The sequence below is a fragment of the Allobosea thiooxidans genome, assembly GCF_900168195.1.
GTDB classification, from domain to species: domain Bacteria; phylum Pseudomonadota; class Alphaproteobacteria; order Rhizobiales; family Beijerinckiaceae; genus Allobosea; species Allobosea thiooxidans.
Genome location: NZ_FUYX01000001.1, coordinates 593,044 through 610,874 on the forward strand (window position 1 = coordinate 593,044; position 17,831 = coordinate 610,874).

Genomic DNA, 17,831 nt, shown 5'->3' on the forward strand with positions numbered 1-17,831 from the left:
TGATTTGTCTCCCAAACCAGAACGGCCGGGTGGATTGCTCCCCGGCCGTTGTCTTCGTTCTGCTCCGGCTATGCCGTCCAGGGCATCGACCAGGTCTTGACGTTGGTGAAGGATTTCATGGCCTCGACGACACCCTCCTTGTAGCCGAGGCCGGAATCCTTGATGCCGCCGAAGGGGGACATCTCGATCCGATAGCCCGGCACCTCCCAGAGGTTCACGGTTCCGACCTCCAGCTCCGCGACGAAACGCTGGATGTAATCGTAGCGGTTGGTGCAGATGCCGGAAGAGAGACCATAGGCGGTGGAGTTCGAGATGCGGATGACCTCGGCGATGTCGTTCGGCACGCGGATGATCGGGATCACCGGGCCGAAGGTCTCCTCATGCACGAGCTCGCAGCTATAGGGGATCTTGTCGACCACCGTCGGATGGAACAGCGCCCCTTCCGCCCGCTTGCCGTAAAGCACCTCGGCGCCCTTGCTCACCGCGTCGTCGACGCGGGCCTGGAAGAGCGAAGCCGAGCGGGCGTTGATGACCGTGCCGACATCGGTCTCCGGATCCATCGGATCGCCGCATTTCAGCTTCTTCGCCTTCTCGACGACGAGCTTGGAGAAAGCGTCGGCGACGCTCTCGACCACCAGGATGCGCTTCACCGCGGTGCAGCGCTGGCCCGAATTCTTGGTCGCGCCGGTGACGGCGAGCTCGGCCGCCTTGTCGAGATCGGCATCCTCCATGACGATCAGCGGATCGTTGCCGCCGAGTTCGAGCACGATGCGCTTGTAGCCGGCGGTGTTGGCGATGTGCTTGCCGACGCGGACCGAGCCAGTGAAGGTCACCAGATCCGCATCGGGATCGGTGATCATCGCATCGCCCATGGTCGAGGGATTGCCGGTGACGACCGAGAGCATCTCCGGCGGCAGGCCGGCCTCGTAGAGAACGTCGGCCAACGCCAGCGCCGTCAGCGGCGTCAGCTCCGTCGGCTTCAGCACGAGCCGATTATTGGTCGCGATCGCCGGGGCCAGCTTGTGGCTGACCATGTTGAGCGGGTGGTTGAAGGGCGTGATCGCCGAGATCACGCCGAGCAGCGGCTGGCGCGTCGTGAAGATCTTGCGCGCCTTGCCGTTCGGCGAGATGTCGCAGGAGAACATCTCGCCATCGTCCTTGATGGTGAGCTGCGCCGCGAAGGACCAGACGTCATAGGCGCGGCTGGCCTCGTAGAGCGAATCCTTCCAGCACAGCCCGGCTTCGGCCGTGATCAGCTTGGCGAACAGCTCCTTGCGGTCGCGCAGCAGCTCGGCCGTCTTCTGCAGGATCTGCTGGCGCTCATAGCGCGTCAGCTTCGGCTTGAACGCCTTGGCCTGGGCGAAGGCCTCGCGGACATGTTCAGGCCGAGCCGCCGGGATCAGCCCGACCACGCTGTTGTCATAGGGGTTGCGGACCTCGACCATCTCGTCGGTCGTGACCAGCTTGCCGGCGATGCGCATCGCCTCGCGCCGCACCGGCGGCTTCACCGTCGCGTTCATCTCAGTTCACCAGGTTCAGGGCGACGTCGAAGACGTCGAAATTGCGGAGCGTGCGGCCCTGCGGCACCGCGATCGGCCGGTTGGCGATCATCGGCACACGCTGCTCGGTGATGCCGCCATGGGAGCGCAGCGGCTCGGTCAGCCCGGAGAGGTCGTGCTTGTCCGGCGAGGTGCCGATCACCTTCTGCCGCGTCGAGATCGCGACGACGTCGCCGATCCGGTCGGCCGGCAGCTCGAAGCGCTCGCAGGCTTCGGCGGAGGTCACCGCCAGCGCGATGCCGTCGAGGCCGGAGATGCGGGCGGCGACCTCTTCCTGGCTGGCGCCGTCGGACAGGTAGACCGTGGCGAAGGAGCCGAGCGCGCCGTGATGGACGACATAGGGATCGGTGATCGGCAGGATCACGCGCATCGTGCCCTTGCCGTACCACTCGTCCATCAGGCTCTGGAGATAGATGACGTCCGGCTCGCCATTGGCGAGATGCTTGTCGTTCATACCGTGATCGGCGGTGATCACCAGCGTGCAGCCGAGCGCGTCGAGCTTGCCGACATACCCATCGAACATCGCGTAGAACGAGTCGGCCATCTCCGAGCCCGGCCCCGCCTTGTGCTGCACATAATCGGTGGTCGAGAGATACATCAGGTCCGGCTTGAAGCTCTCCAGCAGCTTGACGCCGGCAGCGAAGACGAACTCCGAGAGATCGGCCGAATAGACCGACGGAACCGGCATGCCGACGAAATCAAGCACGTTCTCGATGCCGTTCTCCGCCTTGTTGGCTTTGTCGGCCTTCTCCGAGGAGAAGGCGATCGCGCTGCCGGAGGCGAAATCGAGCCCCTTGCCGAGCAAGGTGCGCAGCTTGTCCTTGGCGGTGACCATCGCGACCTTGTGGCCGGCTTTCTGGAACTCGGCCAGGATGGTCGGCGCCCGCAGGAAGCGGGCGTCGTTCATCATCACCTCTTCCTTGGCCTCGCGGTCGTAGAAGAAGTTGCCGGCGATGCCGTGCCAGGCCGGCGGCCGGCCGGTGATGATCGACAGGTTGTTGGGGTTGGTGAAGCTCGGGATCACCGAATAGGCGTGGGTGCTGGCGCCGGTCCGCATGATCCGGTCGAGGTTCGGCGTCAGGCCCTTGGCGCTCGCCGCCTCGATATAGGCCGGTTCCGAACCGTCCATGCAGATCACCACCGTCGCACGCCGCGGACGCGCATAGCCACGGCCATTGGCGAAGACATCCGCGCCGATCTTCGAATGCAGGGTCATCTCAACCTCTCACGCAGCGGATTTCAGGCCGACGCCCATCTCGGCGAGCACGTCGGAAACGGTGGCGAGGAAGCTGCGCATGTCCTGCGCGCCGAGCGCACCGATGCAGCCGATGCGGAAGCTGTCCGCGACGGTGAGCTTGCCGGGATAGATGACGTAGCCGGCTTCCTTGAGCGCGTCGTAGAAGCGCTGGAACACGAACGCCTTGTCCTGCGGCATGTGGAAGGTGACGATGATCGGCGCCTGCTTCGTCGCCGGCAGCAGCGTCTTGAAGCCGAGCTCCTGCATGCCCTCGATCAGGATACGGGCGTTTTCGGCATAGCGCTCGCCGCGCCCGGCCACCCCGCCCTCGGCCCAGAATTCCTGGAGCGCCGCATGGAAGGCGACGATGACGTGGATCGGCGGCGTGAAGCGATACTGCCCGGTGCGCTCGAAGCCGGCGTTCTGGTCGTGCAGGTCGAGCACCAGCGTCGTGGCGTTGCCCTTGGTTTCGGCGAGCGCGCTCTTGCGGGCGATCACGAAGCCCAGCCCCGGCACGCCCTGGATGCACTTGTTCGAGGACGCCGCGACGGCGTCGAAATAGACCTCGCGGCTGTCGAGCGGCAGGGCGCCGAAAGCGCTCATGGCATCGATCAGCAGGCGCCTTCCATGCCGCTTCACCAGCGCCGCGATCGCCTCGACCGGATTGAGGATGCCGCTCGTCGTCTCGCAATGCACCGCGAAGACATGCGAGATCTTGGGGTCGGCGGCGAGCATCGCATCGACCTCGGCCAGATCGGGCACCATGTCCTCGGCCGTCTCGTGCACGGCGATGCCGCGCCCGGCGATCTCGAGGATGCGACGCGCGCGCTGGCCATAGGCGCCGTTGATCAGCACCAGCACCTTGCCGTCGCGCGGGACGAAGCTCGTCAGCATGGCCTCGACCGCGAAAGTGCCGGAGCCCTGCATCGGCACGGTCACGAAGGCGTCCTCGCCGTGGATGACCTTGGGCAGTTCGTCCATTACCGCCTTGTTGATGCCGACGAAGGTGGCGTCGCGAGATCCCCAGTCATGGACCATGGCCTCCTTGATCGCCTTGCTCGTGGTCAGCGGCCCGGGCGTCAGCAGGAGCGGATCGCCGGTCTCGGAGGTGGCGGGGCGGCGGGCTTGGGCCATGTCGGTCTCGCTTTGCGCTGGGGCAGTTGCCAGACGCTAGATCGCGGGTTGACATAGTTCCAATACATCCTCTCCATATAACTCATAGAGAGGATCTATACATTGGCGATCAGCTATTCCGGCCTTGCGGCCTTCCATGCGGTTGCCGAAGCCGAGAGCTTCACCGGCGCGGCGCGGGCCCGCCATGTCAGCCAGCCGACCCTCTCGGCCCAGGTGCGCAGCCTCGAGGAAAGCTATGGCGTCAGGCTGTTCGACCGGATCGGCCGGCAGACCCGGCTGACGCCGCTCGGCCAGAACCTGTTCGTGATCACCTCGCGCCTGTTCGCGGCCCAGGACGAGGCGCAAGCCCTCCTCGCCGGAACCCGGACCCTGCAGCGGGGCCATCTTCGCATCGCCGCCGACAGCGCGACCCATGTCATGGCCGCGCTCGCCCGCATGCGCTCCAAATATCCCGGGCTGACCTTCTCGCTCACGATCGGCAACTCCTCCGAGGTCGTCAGCCAGATCATGGACTTCGCCGCCGATGTCGCGATCACCGCCCGGCCGATCTCGGACCCGCAGATCCATGTCCTGAAGCTCCGCTCCGACGTGCTGGTCGCCTTCGTCGCCTCCGACCACCGCCTGGCCGCCCACCGCTCCATCCCGATCGAGGCCTTCTCCGGCGAGGACGTGGTGCTGCGCGAGCGCGGCTCGATCACGCGCGAGGTGTTCGAGACGCGGCTTTCCAGCGCCGGCATCCGGCCCGCCAACCTGCTCGAGGTCCAGTCGCGCGAGGCGGTGCGCGAGGCCGTCGCCGCCGGCTTCGGCATCGGCATCACCTTCGACTCGGAGTTCCGCGCCGATCCGCAGCTGACACGCCTCAAGGTGACCGGGGCCGACCTCGCCGTCGGCGAATACGCCGTCTGCCGGACCGAGCGTCGCAGGCTGCCGCTGGTGCGCAGCTTCTTCGAGACGGTACTGGAGCAGGTCGCCGAGGCCTAGCCGGCCGCGCCGGCTTTTCGCATCGCGACCGCAGCGGAACATGGGTGATTTTGGCAAGGGCTTTCGGCTATGTCGGTTGATCCGAGGCTCAGAGTGGATGTCGACGATGTTTCCCAGGCCCCTGCCCGCGCTCAAGCCGAACACCCACGCCTATGAATCGCTGCCGATGGTGAAGCCGACCGGCTTCCGCGAATACGACGCGCGCTGGTTCTTCGGTGAGGAGCTCAACCTGATGGGCGTGCAGGCCGTCGGGATGGGGCTCGGCACGTTGATCGGGCGCCTCGGCATCGCCCGGGAGATCGTCACCGGCCATGATTTTCGCGGCTATTCGGCCGCGATCAAGATGGCGCTCGTCACCGGGCTGATGGCGGCAGGCTGCAAGGTCCACGATATCGGGCTCGCCATGTCGCCGATGGCCTACTTCGCCCAGTTCGCGCTGGATGTGCCCTGCGTCGCCATGGTCACCGCCTCGCATAACGACAATGGCTGGACCGGCGTGAAGATGGGCGCGGCGCGCCCCGTTACCTTCGGGCCCGAGGAGATGAACGCGCTCAAGGAGATCGTCCTCAATGCCGATTTCGACCTCGTCGGCGGCGGCTCCTATCGTTTCGTGCCCGATTTCCCCGAGATCTACATCAAGGACCTGACCGAGCGGCCGAAGATCGCGCGCAAGCTCAAGGTCATCGCCGCCTGCGGCAACGGCACGGCCGGCGCCTTCGCCCCGCGCATCCTCGAGGCGCTGGGCTGCGAGGTCATCCCGCTCGACGCCGAGCTCGACCACAGCTTCCCGCGCTACAACCCCAATCCCGAGGACATGAAGATGCTCCATGCGATGGCGGAGGCCGTGAAGCAGCACGGCGCTGACGTCGCGCTCGGCTTCGACGGCGACGGCGACCGCTGCGGCGTCGTCGACAACCTTGGCGAGGAGATCTTCGCCGACAAGATCGGCGTCATGCTGGCGCGCGACCTAGGCCGGCTCCACCCCGGCGCGCAATTCGTCGTGGACGTGAAATCGACCGGCCTGTTCGCCAGCGATCCCGCGCTGCGCGAGCTCGGCGTCCGGACCGACTACTGGAAGACGGGGCATTCCTACATCAAGCGCCGGGTGCGCGACCTGCAGGCGCTGGCCGGCTTCGAGAAATCGGGGCATTTCTTCTTCAACGCACCGGTCGGCCGCGGCTATGACGACGGGCTCGTCACCGCCATCGCGGTGCTCGACATGCTCGACCGCAACCCCGATCGCTCGATGGCCGAGCTCTATGCCGAACTGCCGCGGACCTGGGGCACGCCGACCATGGCCGCCCATTGCGCGGACGAGATCAAATACGACGTCGCTGCCCGCGTCACCCGGGCGATCGAGGCGCTGCATGCCGCGGGCGGGAGCTTCGCCGATCAGCCGATCCGCGATGTCGTCACCGTCAACGGCGTCCGCGTCACCGTCGCCGACGGAACCTGGGGGCTGGTGCGCGCCTCGTCCAACAAGCCCGAGCTCGTCGTCGTCTGCGAGAGTCCGGTCTCCGAGGCGCGCATGCGCGCGATGTTCGCCGCTATCGACGGCGCGCTGAGGGCCAACCCGGAGGTCGGCGCCTACAACCAGACGATCTGAGCGGCGAAGCCGGCGTTCAGCCAGCGCCGGCCGCCGCAAAGGCCGCGCCCACGATCTGCCGTGCATCATCCTGGATGCGCCGCAGATGCGCTTCGTCGCGGAAGCTCTCGGCGTAGATCTTGTAGACCTCCTCGGTGCCCGAAGGTCGCGCCGCGAACCAGCCATCCGCCGCCGTGACCTTGACTCCGCCGAGCGCGGCACCGTTGCCGGGCGCATGGCTGAGGATCGCCGTGATCGGCTGCCCGGCCAGCTCCTTGGTCGCGATCTTCTCGGCCGAAAGGCTCTTGAGGACAGCCTTCTGGCTGGCGCTCGCCGGCGCATCGACGCGCGCATAGAGAGGCTCGCCGAGCTCGGCCGTCAGCTTGCGGTAGAGCACGGCGGGATCGCTGCCGGTCTTCGCCGTGATCTCGGCCGCGAGCAGGCCAAGGATGATGCCGTCCTTGTCCGTGGTCCAGGCGGTTCCGTCCCGGCGCAGGAAGGAGGCGCCGGCGCTCTCCTCGCCGGCGAAGCCGAAGGCCCCGGAGATCAGCCCGTCGACGAACCACTTGAAGCCGACGGGCACCTCGACGAGGCCACGGCCGAGCTTGGCGGCCACGCGGTCGATGATCGCGCTCGACACGGCGGTCTTGCCGATCGCGGCATCGGCGCGCCAGCCGGGTCGGTTGGCGAAGAGATAGGCGCTCGCGGTCGCGAGATAGTGGTTCGGGTTCATCAGCCCGCCGCTGCGCGTCACGATGCCGTGCCGGTCGGCATCGGTGTCGTTGGCGAAGGCGACGTCGAAGCGATCGCGCATGCCGATCAGGCTGGACATCGCATAGGGCGAGGAGCAGTCCATCCTGATCTTGCCGTCCCAATCCGCCGTCATGAAGCCGAAGGTCGGGTCGATATCCTTGCTGACGATCGTCGCCTTCAGCCGGTAGCGGTCGATGATCGGCTGGTAATAGGCCATGCCCGCGCCGCCGAGCGGATCGATGCCGATCGCGACATCGGCCTGCCGGATCGCCTCCATGTCGACGACATCGGCGAGATCCGCGACATAGCCGCTGACATAATCGTGGCGGCGGACATATTCGCTCTTCAGCGCCCGCTCATAGGGCATGCGGACGATGCCGGCGAGCTTTTCGGCAATGAAGCCGTTGGCCCGCTTCTCGATCCACCCGGTCGCGTCGGTATCGGCCGGGCCGCCATGCGGCGGGTTGTACTTGAATCCGCCGTCCGCCGGGGGGTTATGCGAGGGCGAGATCACCACCCCGTCCGCGAGCCCGGCCGAACGGCCGCGGTTATGGGTGATGATCGCATGCGAGATCACCGGCGTCGGCGTGAAGCCGAGCGCCTCGTCGATCACGGTGACGACGCCATTGGCCGCGAAGACCTCCAGCGCCGTCTCGAAGGCGTTGCGCGAGAGCGCATGGCTGTCGATGCCTAGGAAGAGAGGGCCGTCGATGCCCTGCTCGCGCCGGTAGAGGCAGATCGCCTGGGCGATGGCGAGGATATGGGCCTCGTTGAAGGAGCGGCTCAGCGAGGTGCCGCGATGCCCGGATGTCCCGAACGCGACCTGCTGCGCACGCAGCGACGGGTCCGGCGGGTCGAAATAGGCCTTGGTCAGGGCCGCCACATCGACGAGCATCCCGGGCTCGAGCCGCTTTCCGGCAAGAGGGCTCACTGTATCGGTCATGGACAGTCTCTGCTGCAGGCGCGCGAGGGCGCACCGGTTGGAAACGGAGGGAATCGCAGGGTCGCAACCAAACACGGCCCCATCGCGGCAAGCGCCGGACGCCGTCTGGCGCCGGCCGCGCCGTCGGCCTCCTCAGGCGCGGGCGTAGACATCCTCCAGCCGGACGATGTCGTCCTCGCCCGTATAGCTGCCGACCTGGACCTCGATCAGCTCGAGCTCGATCCGGCCGGGATTGGCGAGGCGGTGGGTGCAGCCGATCGGCAGGTAGATCGACTCGTTCTCGTGGATATGGCTGACCGTCCCGTCGAGCGTGACCTCGGCCGTGCCCCTGACCACGATCCAGTGCTCGGAACGGTGGAAATGCTTCTGCAGGCTGAGCTTGCCGCCCGGCTTGACCATGATGTGCTTCACCTGGAAGCGCGCGCCGAGATCGATGCGCTGATACCAGCCCCAGGGCCGGTACATCCGCAGATGCTCCGTCGCTTCGGGCCGCCCCTCCTTCTTCATCTGCTCGACGAGGGTCTTCACCTTCGCCGCCTCGGAGCGGGCCGCGACCAGCACCGCGTCGCGCGTCGCCACCACCACCATGTCGCGCAGGCCGATCGCGGTGACGAGCATGTCGTCGCTGCGCAGCAGGGAGTTCGCGGAATCCATCGCGACGACCGAGCCATGGATCACGTTGCCCCGGTTGTCCTTGTCGATCACCTCATGGATCGAATCCCAGGAGCCGATGTCGGACCAGTCGAAGCCGGCGGCCAGGACGCCGGCCTTGCGGGTCTTCTCCATCACCGCATAGTCGATCGAGATCCGCGTCACCGCGGCGAAGGCGGTCGGGTCCAGCCTGAGGAAGTCGAGATCGGCCTTGGCGGCGTCGAGCGCCGCGCCCGCCCCCGCCAGCACCTCCGGCGAGAACTGGGTCAGTTCCTCGATCATCGTCGCGGCCGAGAAGACGAAATTGCCGCTGTTCCAGAGGAAGCCGCGGTCGAGATAGCCTTGCGCCGTCTCGACATCCGGCTTCTCGACGAAGCGCGCCAGGCGGCTGGCACCCGGCCGGTCCAGGCTTTCGCCGGCCTCGATATAGCCATAGGCCGTGGACGGCGCCGTCGGAACGATGCCGAGCGTCATGATCAGCCCGCCGGCGGCGAGTTCGGCCGCCGTCAGGCAATCGGCCCGGAACCGCGCCGCATCCATGATGACGTGGTCGGCCGCGAGCGCGACCGCAACGGCATCGCGCGACTGCCCCCTGGCCAGGAGCGCGCCCACGGCGACCGCCGCGGCGGAATCCCGGCGCTCGGGCTCGAGCACGATCTCGCCGGCCACGCCGACCGCCTGCATCTGCTCCGCCGCCACGAAACGGAACTCGTGGTTGGTGATGACGATCGGCTTGCCGAACGGGGCGCCGGCCACGCGCAGCAGCGTCGCCTGGAAGGTCGACAGGCCGTCATCGAGCAGCGTGATGAACTGCTTCGGCATGGAATCGCGGGAAACCGGCCAGAGCCTGGTGCCGGCCCCGCCGGCCATGATCAGAGGCGTGATGGTAACGATGGTCGCAGCCCCCCGAGAACCCCCTCAGGAATAACCTGCTCCTTCTCCAAAGGGAATGCGTCACCCAGGCTGAAACGACACGGATGCGCGAGGGCGGCCGTCCGGCTCTGCGCGGACCGCGCCGCGCATTGGCCGGCGGGGCCGCCTATGCTACTTCGCAGTCGCGAGAGGCGAGCGGAACCGTCTTTCCCAGGAGCTGACGATGAAGATCGTGATGGTTGGATCAGGCTATGTCGGACTCGTGTCCGGGGCCTGCTTTGCCGATTTCGGCCACGACGTCGTCTGCGTCGACAAGCAGGAGAGCAAGATCGAGGCACTGAACCGCGGCGAGATCCCGATCTTTGAACCCGGGCTTTCCGAGCTCGTCCGCAGCAATGCGGCGGCGGGGCGCCTGTCCTTCACCACCGATCTCGCCGGCCCGGTCGCCCAGGCGGACGCGGTGTTCATCGCGGTCGGCACCCCCTCCCGCCGCGGCGACGGCTTTGCCGACCTGACCTATGTCTATGCGGCGGCGCGCGAGATCGCCCAGTCGCTCGACGGCTATACGGTGATCGTCACCAAATCGACGGTTCCGGTCGGGACCGGCGACGAGGTCGAGCGCATCGTGCGCGAGCTGCGCCCCGATGCGGCCTTTTCCGTCGCCTCCAATCCGGAATTCCTGCGCGAGGGCGCGGCGATCGAGGACTTCAAGCGCCCGGACCGCATCGTCATCGGCGCGGAGGACGAGCGGGCCCGCGAGGTGATGGCCGACATCTACCGGCCGCTCTATCTCAACAGCGCGCCGATCCTGAACACCAGCCGGCGCACCGCCGAGCTGACGAAATATGCGGCCAATGCCTTCCTGGCGACCAAGATCACCTTCATCAACGAGATGGCCGATCTCTGCGAGCAGGTCGGCGCGAATGTGCAGGACGTCGCCCGCGGCATGGGGCTCGACAACCGCATCGGCGGGAAGTTCCTGCATGCGGGCCCCGGCTATGGCGGTTCCTGCTTCCCGAAGGACACGCTCGCGCTGATCAAGACGGCGCAGGACCACGGCACGCCGGCGCGGATCGTCGAGACCGTCGCCGCTGTGAACGAGCAGCGCAAGCGCGCGATGGGGCGCAAGGTCGTGGCCGCCTGTGGCGGCTCGGTGCGCGGCAAGACGATCGCCGTGCTCGGCCTGACCTTCAAGCCGAACACCGACGACATGCGCGACGCCCCTTCGCTGGCGATCGTGACGGCGCTGCTCGACGGCGGCGCGCGCATCCGGGCCTTCGACCCGGAGGGGATGCAGCAGGCGAAGGCGGCCCTGCCGGGCGAGGTGGTCTATTGCACCGACGCCTATGACTGCGTGACGGAGGCCGACGCCGCCGTGATCGTGACGGAATGGAACATCTTCCGCGCGCTTGACCTCGACCGCGTGAAGCAGCTGATGAAGAGCGCTGTCCTGGTCGATCTGCGCAACGTCTACCGGGCCGAGCAGGTCCGCGCCAAGGGCTTCCAGTATACCGATGTCGGCCGCGGCATCCTGCCGCCCGCCGAGGCCGAGGCGGGCGCGGCCTGAAGCTCGCGGGTCCCCCCGAAAGGCGAGCGATCCTGCCGCCTCAGCAGCCGATCACCTTGAATTCCACCCGGCGGTCGAGCGCGTCGCTCGCGTCGTCCTTGCCTGTGCCGACCAGGTTCTCCTTGAAGCCGCGGCCGGTCGCGATCATCCGGCCACGGCTGTCGGGCGCGCCGGTGAGCAGCAGATCCATGACGAATTGCGCCCGCAGCACCGAGAGCCGCTCGTTCACCTGCGGCAGGCCGGTACGCGAGGTGTGGCCGACGATCTCCAGGCACGCCCCCTTCTGCCGCGCCCGCGTCGCGATCTGGCTCAGCCACATCGGATAGGGTTCGGTGACCTGCGCATCGTCGATGAACTGCGTCGTTCCCGGCTTGAACAGCAGCTTCACCATCAGCTGCTTCGCCTGCAGGCCGTAATCGACGAGATCGCCGAACGTGTCGACCATGTCCTCGCGCCGGACGAGCTTGCTGGCCGCGAGATAGGTCCCGATCCGGACCCGGAGCTGTTCGCCGCCCGGCAGCTTCCCTGCGGCCCGGTAGAACGCCAGCGCCTCGCGGAAATGCTGCCCCTCATAGGCGAGCGTGCCGTCGTTGATCAGCGCGTTGGCGGTGAGCGTCTCGACATAGCCCGGGTCGATCGGGTCTCCCAGCTTCGTGCCCTGGCAGATCTTGACGTAGGAATCGGTGGCCTGGTCCTTCGTCCAGAGCGGGGCGTCGCGGTAATACGATGTCGGCGTCGCATCGACGCCCTCCGGCCGCGCGCGCGAGACGCCCTTCGAGACGACGCTGTTCGATTTCAGGTCGGCGAGTGTCAGGCAGATGCGATAGGCGTCGCGCGGCCCGTCTGGGACGCCCTGGTTGTTGACGGCGGTGAAGGTGCCGACCAGCACCACCGGCTTGCGCGCCAGCGCCTGGCTGTCGAAGGGCAGGACGGTGAAGCGCGGATAGGAGGAGCGGACGATCTCGATCAGCGTCTGCTGCATCCCGCGGGTCGCCGCCGATTGCGAGCCCGAGGCGGCGTCGATCAGCGGATCGATGACGAGTTCGAGCGGCCCAGCGAGCGCCGCCTTGCCGAAGAGATCGTCCGCCGCCTTCCGCAGCGCATCCGGGAACGGAACCGGCACGGGCGGCGCCGGCTGAGCCCCTGCCGCGACGGCGGAGGCCAGCAGGACCACGCCGGCGAGAACGCCGGTGAAGCGGAAGGAGCCGGTCATTGCCTCGCTTCTCCTCTTGTCGGCGCGGGAGTGTTCCGCGCAATGGTCAGCGGCAGAGCCGCAACTGCTCCCGCGTCGCCGGCGTCAGGTCGCCGAGCTGGGCCCTGAGCAGCAGCTCCGCGCAGCCGGCGGAAATCCGCCCCTTCGCCGCGGGGGCTGGCCCTTCGGAAGCCGGCAACGCCCCTGCCGGCTGCGCCGACCGGTCGGGTGAAGGCATCGCCATCGCGCCCAGCCTTGCCGCCAGGGCCTGCTCGACCGCCTGCCGCTCCTCGGCCAGGCGCTGCTTCTCGGTCGCGATCGCCGCAAGCTCGGTTTCGCGGCGGGCGAGTTCGTCGGCGAGGCGGGCCCGTTCGGCCTTGTCCTGCGCGCGCGGCGCGGGGGCAATCGGCACGCTGGCGGCGGGAGGTGCAGGCCCGACCGGCGGCGCCGACGGCGCGACGGCGACCGCATCGCCCTGGTCCTTGCGGGCGAGATCCTCCGCAGCCTGCCGGCGCCCCTGTTCCGCCCGCTCCAGGCGCTCGAGCAGGACGCGCTCGCGCTCGGCGAATTCACGGGCCAGCTTGTCGCGCTCGGCCGTCTCCAGGAACCGGCGTTCGATCAGGTCGAGCCGCGTGCGCGCATCGATGGCGAAGAAGCTCGTCGGATAGCGCTGGATGAATGCCTTCAGCACCCCAGCTTCGTTGCTGGCCCGGATCCGCCGCCAGACATCGGCGTCGGTCTCCTCGCGGTTGAGGTAGAAATCGCCGAGGAGCGAAAGTGACAGCTCTGGCGTCTGCCGGCCGCCGGTGGCGTCATAGACACTCTTCTGCACGCGCCGGAACAGCGTCGCCACCTCGAGGCCAGGCTGGTCGATCTCCCGCACCAGCGCCGCGGTGAAGGGGCTGTTGCGGCCGGCGCCGTCGGCGGCGACATCGTTGGCCTGCGTGGCATAGGCGATGACCATGCCCTGCGCCCGCTGCACCGGGGCAAGCCCCGAGCCGACGGAGAAGCCGCGCGTCGCCTGCCGCTTGGCCAAAAGCCCGACGAACGGGTTGTTGCGGCAGGCATCGAGCACCATGATCTTGACGCCCTTGGCGAAATTCAGGGCGGTGACGACATCCGCGAGCCGCATCGTCTCGTACTGGACGCCGATCTCATCCTCGACCCGCGCCTCGACCGGCACGAGGTAGTTCTCGCCGTTGAACTGGAAGCCATGCCCGGCGAAGTAGAACATCGCGGCATCGGCATCCTGCGCCAGCCGGGCGAAGCGCGTCAGCGCCGCATCCATGCCGCGCTTGTCCAGATCGATGCCGTCGACCACTTCGAAGCCGACCTTGACGAGCGCCGCCGCCATGTCGCGGGCATCGTTCACCGTGTTGGGCAGCGCGGGCGCGTTGCGATAGCTCGAATTGCCGATCACCAGGGCGACACGGCGCTCCGGCTGCGGCGCGGCCATGGCCAGGCCCGACAGCAGGAGCAGGATCAGCCCGCAGAGTCTGGCGACCTTGATCATGGGACCCTTCCTTGCGTCATGCTATCGCATGGACTTCCGCATCTCCAGAACAAAGCCATTTCCCCAACGATACGCCTCGGCGTTTTGCTTGAAGGCTTCAGGTTCCGCTGGTAGCCTTCATGTCTCGTCTCGCGAAGGGGACACGCCGATGCTTCGCCTTGCGCCGGCGCTTCTGTGGTTCGGCCTGGCGGCAGTCGTCGCGCTCCCGCTCGCGACCGCTCCGGCACAGGAGCGCGCGCGCCAGCGGAGCCCGGCTCCGCAAGCCGCCAAGCTCTCCTTCGTCGGCCTCGCCGACAAGGCCCAGGTGCCGGGCAAGCTCACCGTGCGCTTCGCGATCACCGGCATGGATGTCGCGCCGGCCGGGCAGGCGAAGCGCAATGCCGGTCATCACCATCTGCTGATCGATACCGAACTGCCGCCGCTCGACCGGCCGATCCCCAGCGATTTCAACCACATCCATTTCGGCGGCGGGCAGACCGAGGCCGAGATCGCGCTGAGCCCGGGCCGGCACACGCTGCAGCTGCTCTTCGCCGACCACGACCATGTGCCGCATGACCCGCCGGTGATGTCGGAACGGATCACCGTGGAGGTCGCAACCGAAGCGCCCGAGAAGCCGCGCAGCACGGCCGCGCCCGGCGCGCGGGTCTTCTTCGTCGACCTCGCGGACGGCGCGACCATTCCGGCCCGCTCCCGGATCCGCTTCGGCTCCGAAGGCATCACACTCACGCCCGCCGGCACCGCCAGCCCGAACGGCGGCCACCACCACCTGCTGGTCGACACCGAACTGCCCGCCCTCGACCGCGAGATCCCCAGCGATTTCAACCATCTGCATTTCGGGCGAGGCCAGACCGAGGTTGAGCTCTCCCTGGCGCCCGGCGAGCACACGCTGCAGCTCCTGATGGGCGATCACGAGCATGTGCCGCACGATCCTCCGGTGATGTCCGACCGCATCCGGGTGCGCGTCGTCGCGGACGGGTCCGTCGCATCCGCGACGCCGCCTCAGGCGACGACGGGCGGCGGCCGCGCCCGCACAACCTCACCCAACGACGCGGCGCTCTACTTCATCTATCCGAAGGATGGCGAGACGATCTTCCCGACTTCGACGATCCGCTTCGGCCTGCGCAACATGGGTGTCGCGCCCGCCGGCGTCGCCAAGCCCAACACCGGCCACCACCATCTGTTGGTCGACGCCGAGCCGCCGGCCTTCGACCGGCCGATCCCAGCCGACCTGAACCATATCCATCTCGGCGGCGGCCAGACCGAGTACCGGCTGACGCTGCCGCCCGGGCGGCATACGCTGCAGCTCCTGCTCGGCGACGAGAACCATGTGCCGCACGATCCACCCGTCGCTTCGGAACGCATCACCGTGACGGTGATGCCGGGCGGGCCCAGAGCAGCGAGGCGCCGATGACCCGCCCGGCCGCCATTGCCGCCCTTCTTGCCGTGCTGGCCGCCTGGCCCGGCCTGGCGGCGGCCCAGACGACGGCGCCGCGCCAGAAGGCCCCGGAGGGCGCCCAGGTCTATTTCCATTATCCGCTCGACGGGCTGCGCGTGCCCGAGCGCTTCACCGTGCGCATCGGCCTGCGCGGCATGGGCGTGGCGCCGGCCGGCGTCGCCCATGCCCGCACCGGCCATCATCATCTGCTGATCGACACCGATCCCGGGCCTCCGGACCAGCCGATCCCGTCCGACTACAACAACATCCATCTCGGCAATGGCCAGACCGAGGTCGTCGTCACCCTGCCCAAGGGGCGGCACACGCTGCAGCTCCTGCTGGGCGACCATACCCATACGCCGCATGATCCGCCCGTGATGTCGCAGAAGATCACGGTCTATGTCCGCTAGAGGCGAGTCTCCTCCGGCGGTTGTTGCGAGACGGACCCGCCGGCAGCCAGCCGGGCCGGTTCCGGGGAGGCCATAGCCCGTCCGTGACGGGCCGACCGAAGGAGTTGCCGCGGATGGGCTGGTTGCGCTCCATCGTCGTCGCCCTCGCCCTGCAGGCGCTGTCGTCCCTGCCCGCCCTCGCCCAGCAGGCGGGAGAAGGCGCGCGCGTCGCGCTCGTCATCGCCAACGGATCCTATCCCGAGGCGCAGATCGCCAATGCGGTGCCGCAGGGTCGCGCCGTCGCCGAGACCCTGCGCGCCGGCGGCTTCGACGTGGTAGCCGTGGAGAATGCGAGCCGGGCACAGATGCGCGATGCGATCGCCGCCTTTGCCGGGAAGCTGGGGCCGCGCGCGCAGGCGGTGGTCTTCTACAGCGGCCATGCCGTCCAGCAGCGCAGCCGCAATTTCCTGGTGCCGCTTCAGCCGCAGAATGCCGAGCGCGACACGGTCGATCTCGACGAGATCGTCGATCCCCTGATCGTGGCCAGGCCGGCGAGCGCGCTGGTCTTCATCGACGCCAGCCGCGACAATCCCTGGCAGGCGCGCGGCAAGGGCCTGCTGCCGCTTGAGCCGATGGAAGGCATCGCCGTGCTGCTTCCGGCCGCGCCGGGCAGGACCGTGGCCGATTCCGGCCCGCGCCCCAACCGTGCCGTCGAGGCCTGGCTGAAGGCGGTCCGCACGCCGGGCCTCGACATGGTGGCCGCCCTGAAGCAGATGCGCGACGCCGTCTCGCGGGACAGCCGGCGCAGCCAGCAGGCCTGGCTTTCCGCCGATCCGCCGAAGGGGCTCGTCGTCACGCCGCTTGCCCGGCCCGCCGCAGCTGCGGCGCAGACCGACCGGGCCGTGATCCCGCCCTCCGACACGCCGGGCATCGCCACGGACGCCTATGAGCTCGCCTTCTGGGAATCGATCCGCAGCAGCGAGAACGCGGCCGAGTACCGGGCCTATCTTGAAGCCTATCCGGGCGGGCGCTTCGCCGCCCTCGCCCGCGCCCGCGAGCAGCTCTATCGCGGCAAGGCCGCCCCGCCCACGGCGACCGCATCGACCGCCGTCCCACCCGCTCCGGCTCCAGCTCCCGCGGCGCCGCAGCGTGACTGCGCCGGCTGCCCGGAGCTGACCGCGATCCCGGCCGGCACCTTCCAGATGGGTTCCAACGACCTCTACGAATTCGAGAAGCCGGTCCACCCGGTCACCATCCGGGCCTTCCTTCTCGGTACGCGGGAGATCACCTTCGAGGAATGGGATCTCTGCGTCGACCAGGGCGGCTGCAGCTATCGACCGGACGACCGTGGCCTCGGCCGCGGCAAGCGCCCGGTCACGGACATCCACTGGAACGACGCCAGCGCCTATGCCGCCTGGCTCTCGGCCCGGACCGGCAAGCGCTACCGCCTGCCGACGGAAAGCGAGTGGGAATACGCCGCGCGCGCCGGCACGGCCACGGCCTATCCCTGGGGCCAGACCATGACCAGGGATCGGGCGAACTGCCTCGGCTGCAACGACCAGCCCCAGCGCGGAGCGGTGCCCGCAGGGCAGTTCCCGCCCAATGCCTTCGGTCTCTACGACATGGCGGGCAATGCCGCTGAATGGGTCGCCGATTGCTGGAGCGAGAACTACCGCAACGCGCCGCGCGACGGCAGCGCCTATAACGCGCCGAACTGCCGGGAGCGGGTGCTGCGCGGCGGCTCCTTCAACAACGATCCGCGCTATCTGCGCTCGGCCGCCCGCTTCAAATACGAGCCCGATGTCCGCTTCTACACCAACGGTTTCCGCGTCGCGCGCGACCCGTGAGCGGCCATGCCGGGAGGCCGGGCCGGCAATCTCCCGGGATGACGCGGCCCGGACCGCGCCAGGGGCTCGACGCCCCGGCGGACATCCACGAATACTACGGGGCCCGCGAGTCGCCGATCCATTCGGCGGCGACGGGCTGTGGAGAGCATCCGCTTCGATGAGATCGCAAGGA

13 protein-coding genes are annotated in these 17,831 nt (G+C 68.2%); 6 read left to right on the forward strand and 7 right to left on the reverse strand.

Annotated features, from left to right (window positions below; genetic code table 11):
• Window positions 1-68 precede the first annotated feature (68 nt).
• Genes phnY through B5Y19_RS02960 form a run of 3 tightly spaced genes read right to left on the reverse strand, consistent with a single transcriptional unit; the run spans window position 69 to window position 3,930 of the window.
• Window positions 69-1,520, reverse strand: coding sequence for a phosphonoacetaldehyde dehydrogenase (gene phnY, locus B5Y19_RS02950; protein WP_079591060.1), 1,452 nt, complete (start codon window positions 1,518-1,520; stop codon window positions 69-71).
• A 1-nt stretch (window position 1,521) separates the two neighbouring features.
• Window positions 1,522-2,775: a phosphonoacetate hydrolase gene (gene phnA / locus B5Y19_RS02955; RefSeq protein ID WP_079591061.1), complete on the reverse strand. Its 1,254-nt coding sequence runs from the start codon at window positions 2,773-2,775 to the stop codon at window positions 1,522-1,524.
• A gap of 9 nt (window positions 2,776-2,784) precedes the next feature.
• Window positions 2,785-3,930: a 2-aminoethylphosphonate--pyruvate transaminase gene (locus tag B5Y19_RS02960; RefSeq protein WP_055729389.1), complete on the reverse strand. Its 1,146-nt coding sequence runs from the start codon at window positions 3,928-3,930 to the stop codon at window positions 2,785-2,787.
• 102 nt (window positions 3,931-4,032) lie between these two features.
• On the opposite strand from B5Y19_RS02960, the gene B5Y19_RS02965 reads away from it, so the two are divergent.
• On the forward strand, window positions 4,033-4,911 hold the full coding sequence (locus tag B5Y19_RS02965; RefSeq protein ID WP_055729388.1) for a LysR substrate-binding domain-containing protein: 879 nt from the start codon (window positions 4,033-4,035) through the stop codon (window positions 4,909-4,911).
• Window positions 4,912-5,017: 106 nt separating this feature from the next.
• Window positions 5,018-6,517, forward strand: a complete 1,500-nt coding sequence (locus B5Y19_RS02970; protein WP_055729490.1) for a phosphomannomutase/phosphoglucomutase — start codon at window positions 5,018-5,020, stop codon at window positions 6,515-6,517.
• 16 nt (window positions 6,518-6,533) lie between these two features.
• Here B5Y19_RS02970 and pgm read toward each other — a convergent pair whose 3' ends face one another.
• Both pgm and B5Y19_RS02980 read right to left on the reverse strand, forming a co-directional pair.
• Complete coding sequence (pgm, locus tag B5Y19_RS02975; RefSeq protein ID WP_055729387.1) at window positions 6,534-8,192, reverse strand: phosphoglucomutase (alpha-D-glucose-1,6-bisphosphate-dependent); 1,659 nt, start codon at window positions 8,190-8,192, stop codon at window positions 6,534-6,536.
• Window positions 8,193-8,324: 132 nt separating this feature from the next.
• Window positions 8,325-9,737, reverse strand: coding sequence for a mannose-1-phosphate guanylyltransferase/mannose-6-phosphate isomerase (locus tag B5Y19_RS02980; protein ID WP_280174376.1), 1,413 nt, complete (start codon window positions 9,735-9,737; stop codon window positions 8,325-8,327).
• Between the two features lie 202 nt (window positions 9,738-9,939).
• On the opposite strand from B5Y19_RS02980, the gene B5Y19_RS02985 reads away from it, so the two are divergent.
• A complete protein-coding gene (locus tag B5Y19_RS02985) occupies window positions 9,940-11,283 on the forward strand; it encodes a UDP-glucose dehydrogenase family protein (RefSeq protein WP_055729385.1) in 1,344 nt (447 codons plus the stop codon).
• A 40-nt stretch (window positions 11,284-11,323) separates the two neighbouring features.
• On the opposite strand, the gene B5Y19_RS02990 is transcribed toward B5Y19_RS02985, so the two are convergent.
• On the reverse strand, window positions 11,324-12,496 hold the full coding sequence (locus B5Y19_RS02990) for an OmpA family protein (protein WP_139384234.1): 1,173 nt from the start codon (window positions 12,494-12,496) through the stop codon (window positions 11,324-11,326).
• 46 nt (window positions 12,497-12,542) lie between these two features.
• On the reverse strand, window positions 12,543-13,988 hold the full coding sequence (locus B5Y19_RS02995; protein ID WP_055729384.1) for a caspase family protein: 1,446 nt from the start codon (window positions 13,986-13,988) through the stop codon (window positions 12,543-12,545).
• Between the two features lie 148 nt (window positions 13,989-14,136).
• Here B5Y19_RS02995 and B5Y19_RS26365 point away from each other — a divergent pair, with 148 nt between their 5' ends.
• From B5Y19_RS26365 to B5Y19_RS03010, 3 genes are all read left to right on the forward strand, one after another.
• Window positions 14,137-15,399 (forward strand): DUF4399 domain-containing protein, encoded by a 1,263-nt coding sequence (locus B5Y19_RS26365; protein WP_079591062.1) that lies wholly within the window; start codon window positions 14,137-14,139, stop codon window positions 15,397-15,399.
• Window positions 15,396-15,833 (forward strand): DUF4399 domain-containing protein, encoded by a 438-nt coding sequence (locus B5Y19_RS03005; RefSeq protein ID WP_055729383.1) that lies wholly within the window; start codon window positions 15,396-15,398, stop codon window positions 15,831-15,833. The genes B5Y19_RS26365 and B5Y19_RS03005 overlap by 4 nt, the downstream gene beginning before the upstream one ends.
• Window positions 15,834-15,946: 113 nt before the next feature.
• Complete coding sequence (locus B5Y19_RS03010; RefSeq protein WP_055729382.1) at window positions 15,947-17,659, forward strand: SUMF1/EgtB/PvdO family nonheme iron enzyme; 1,713 nt, start codon at window positions 15,947-15,949, stop codon at window positions 17,657-17,659.
• The last annotated feature ends 172 nt before the right edge of the window (window positions 17,660-17,831 follow it).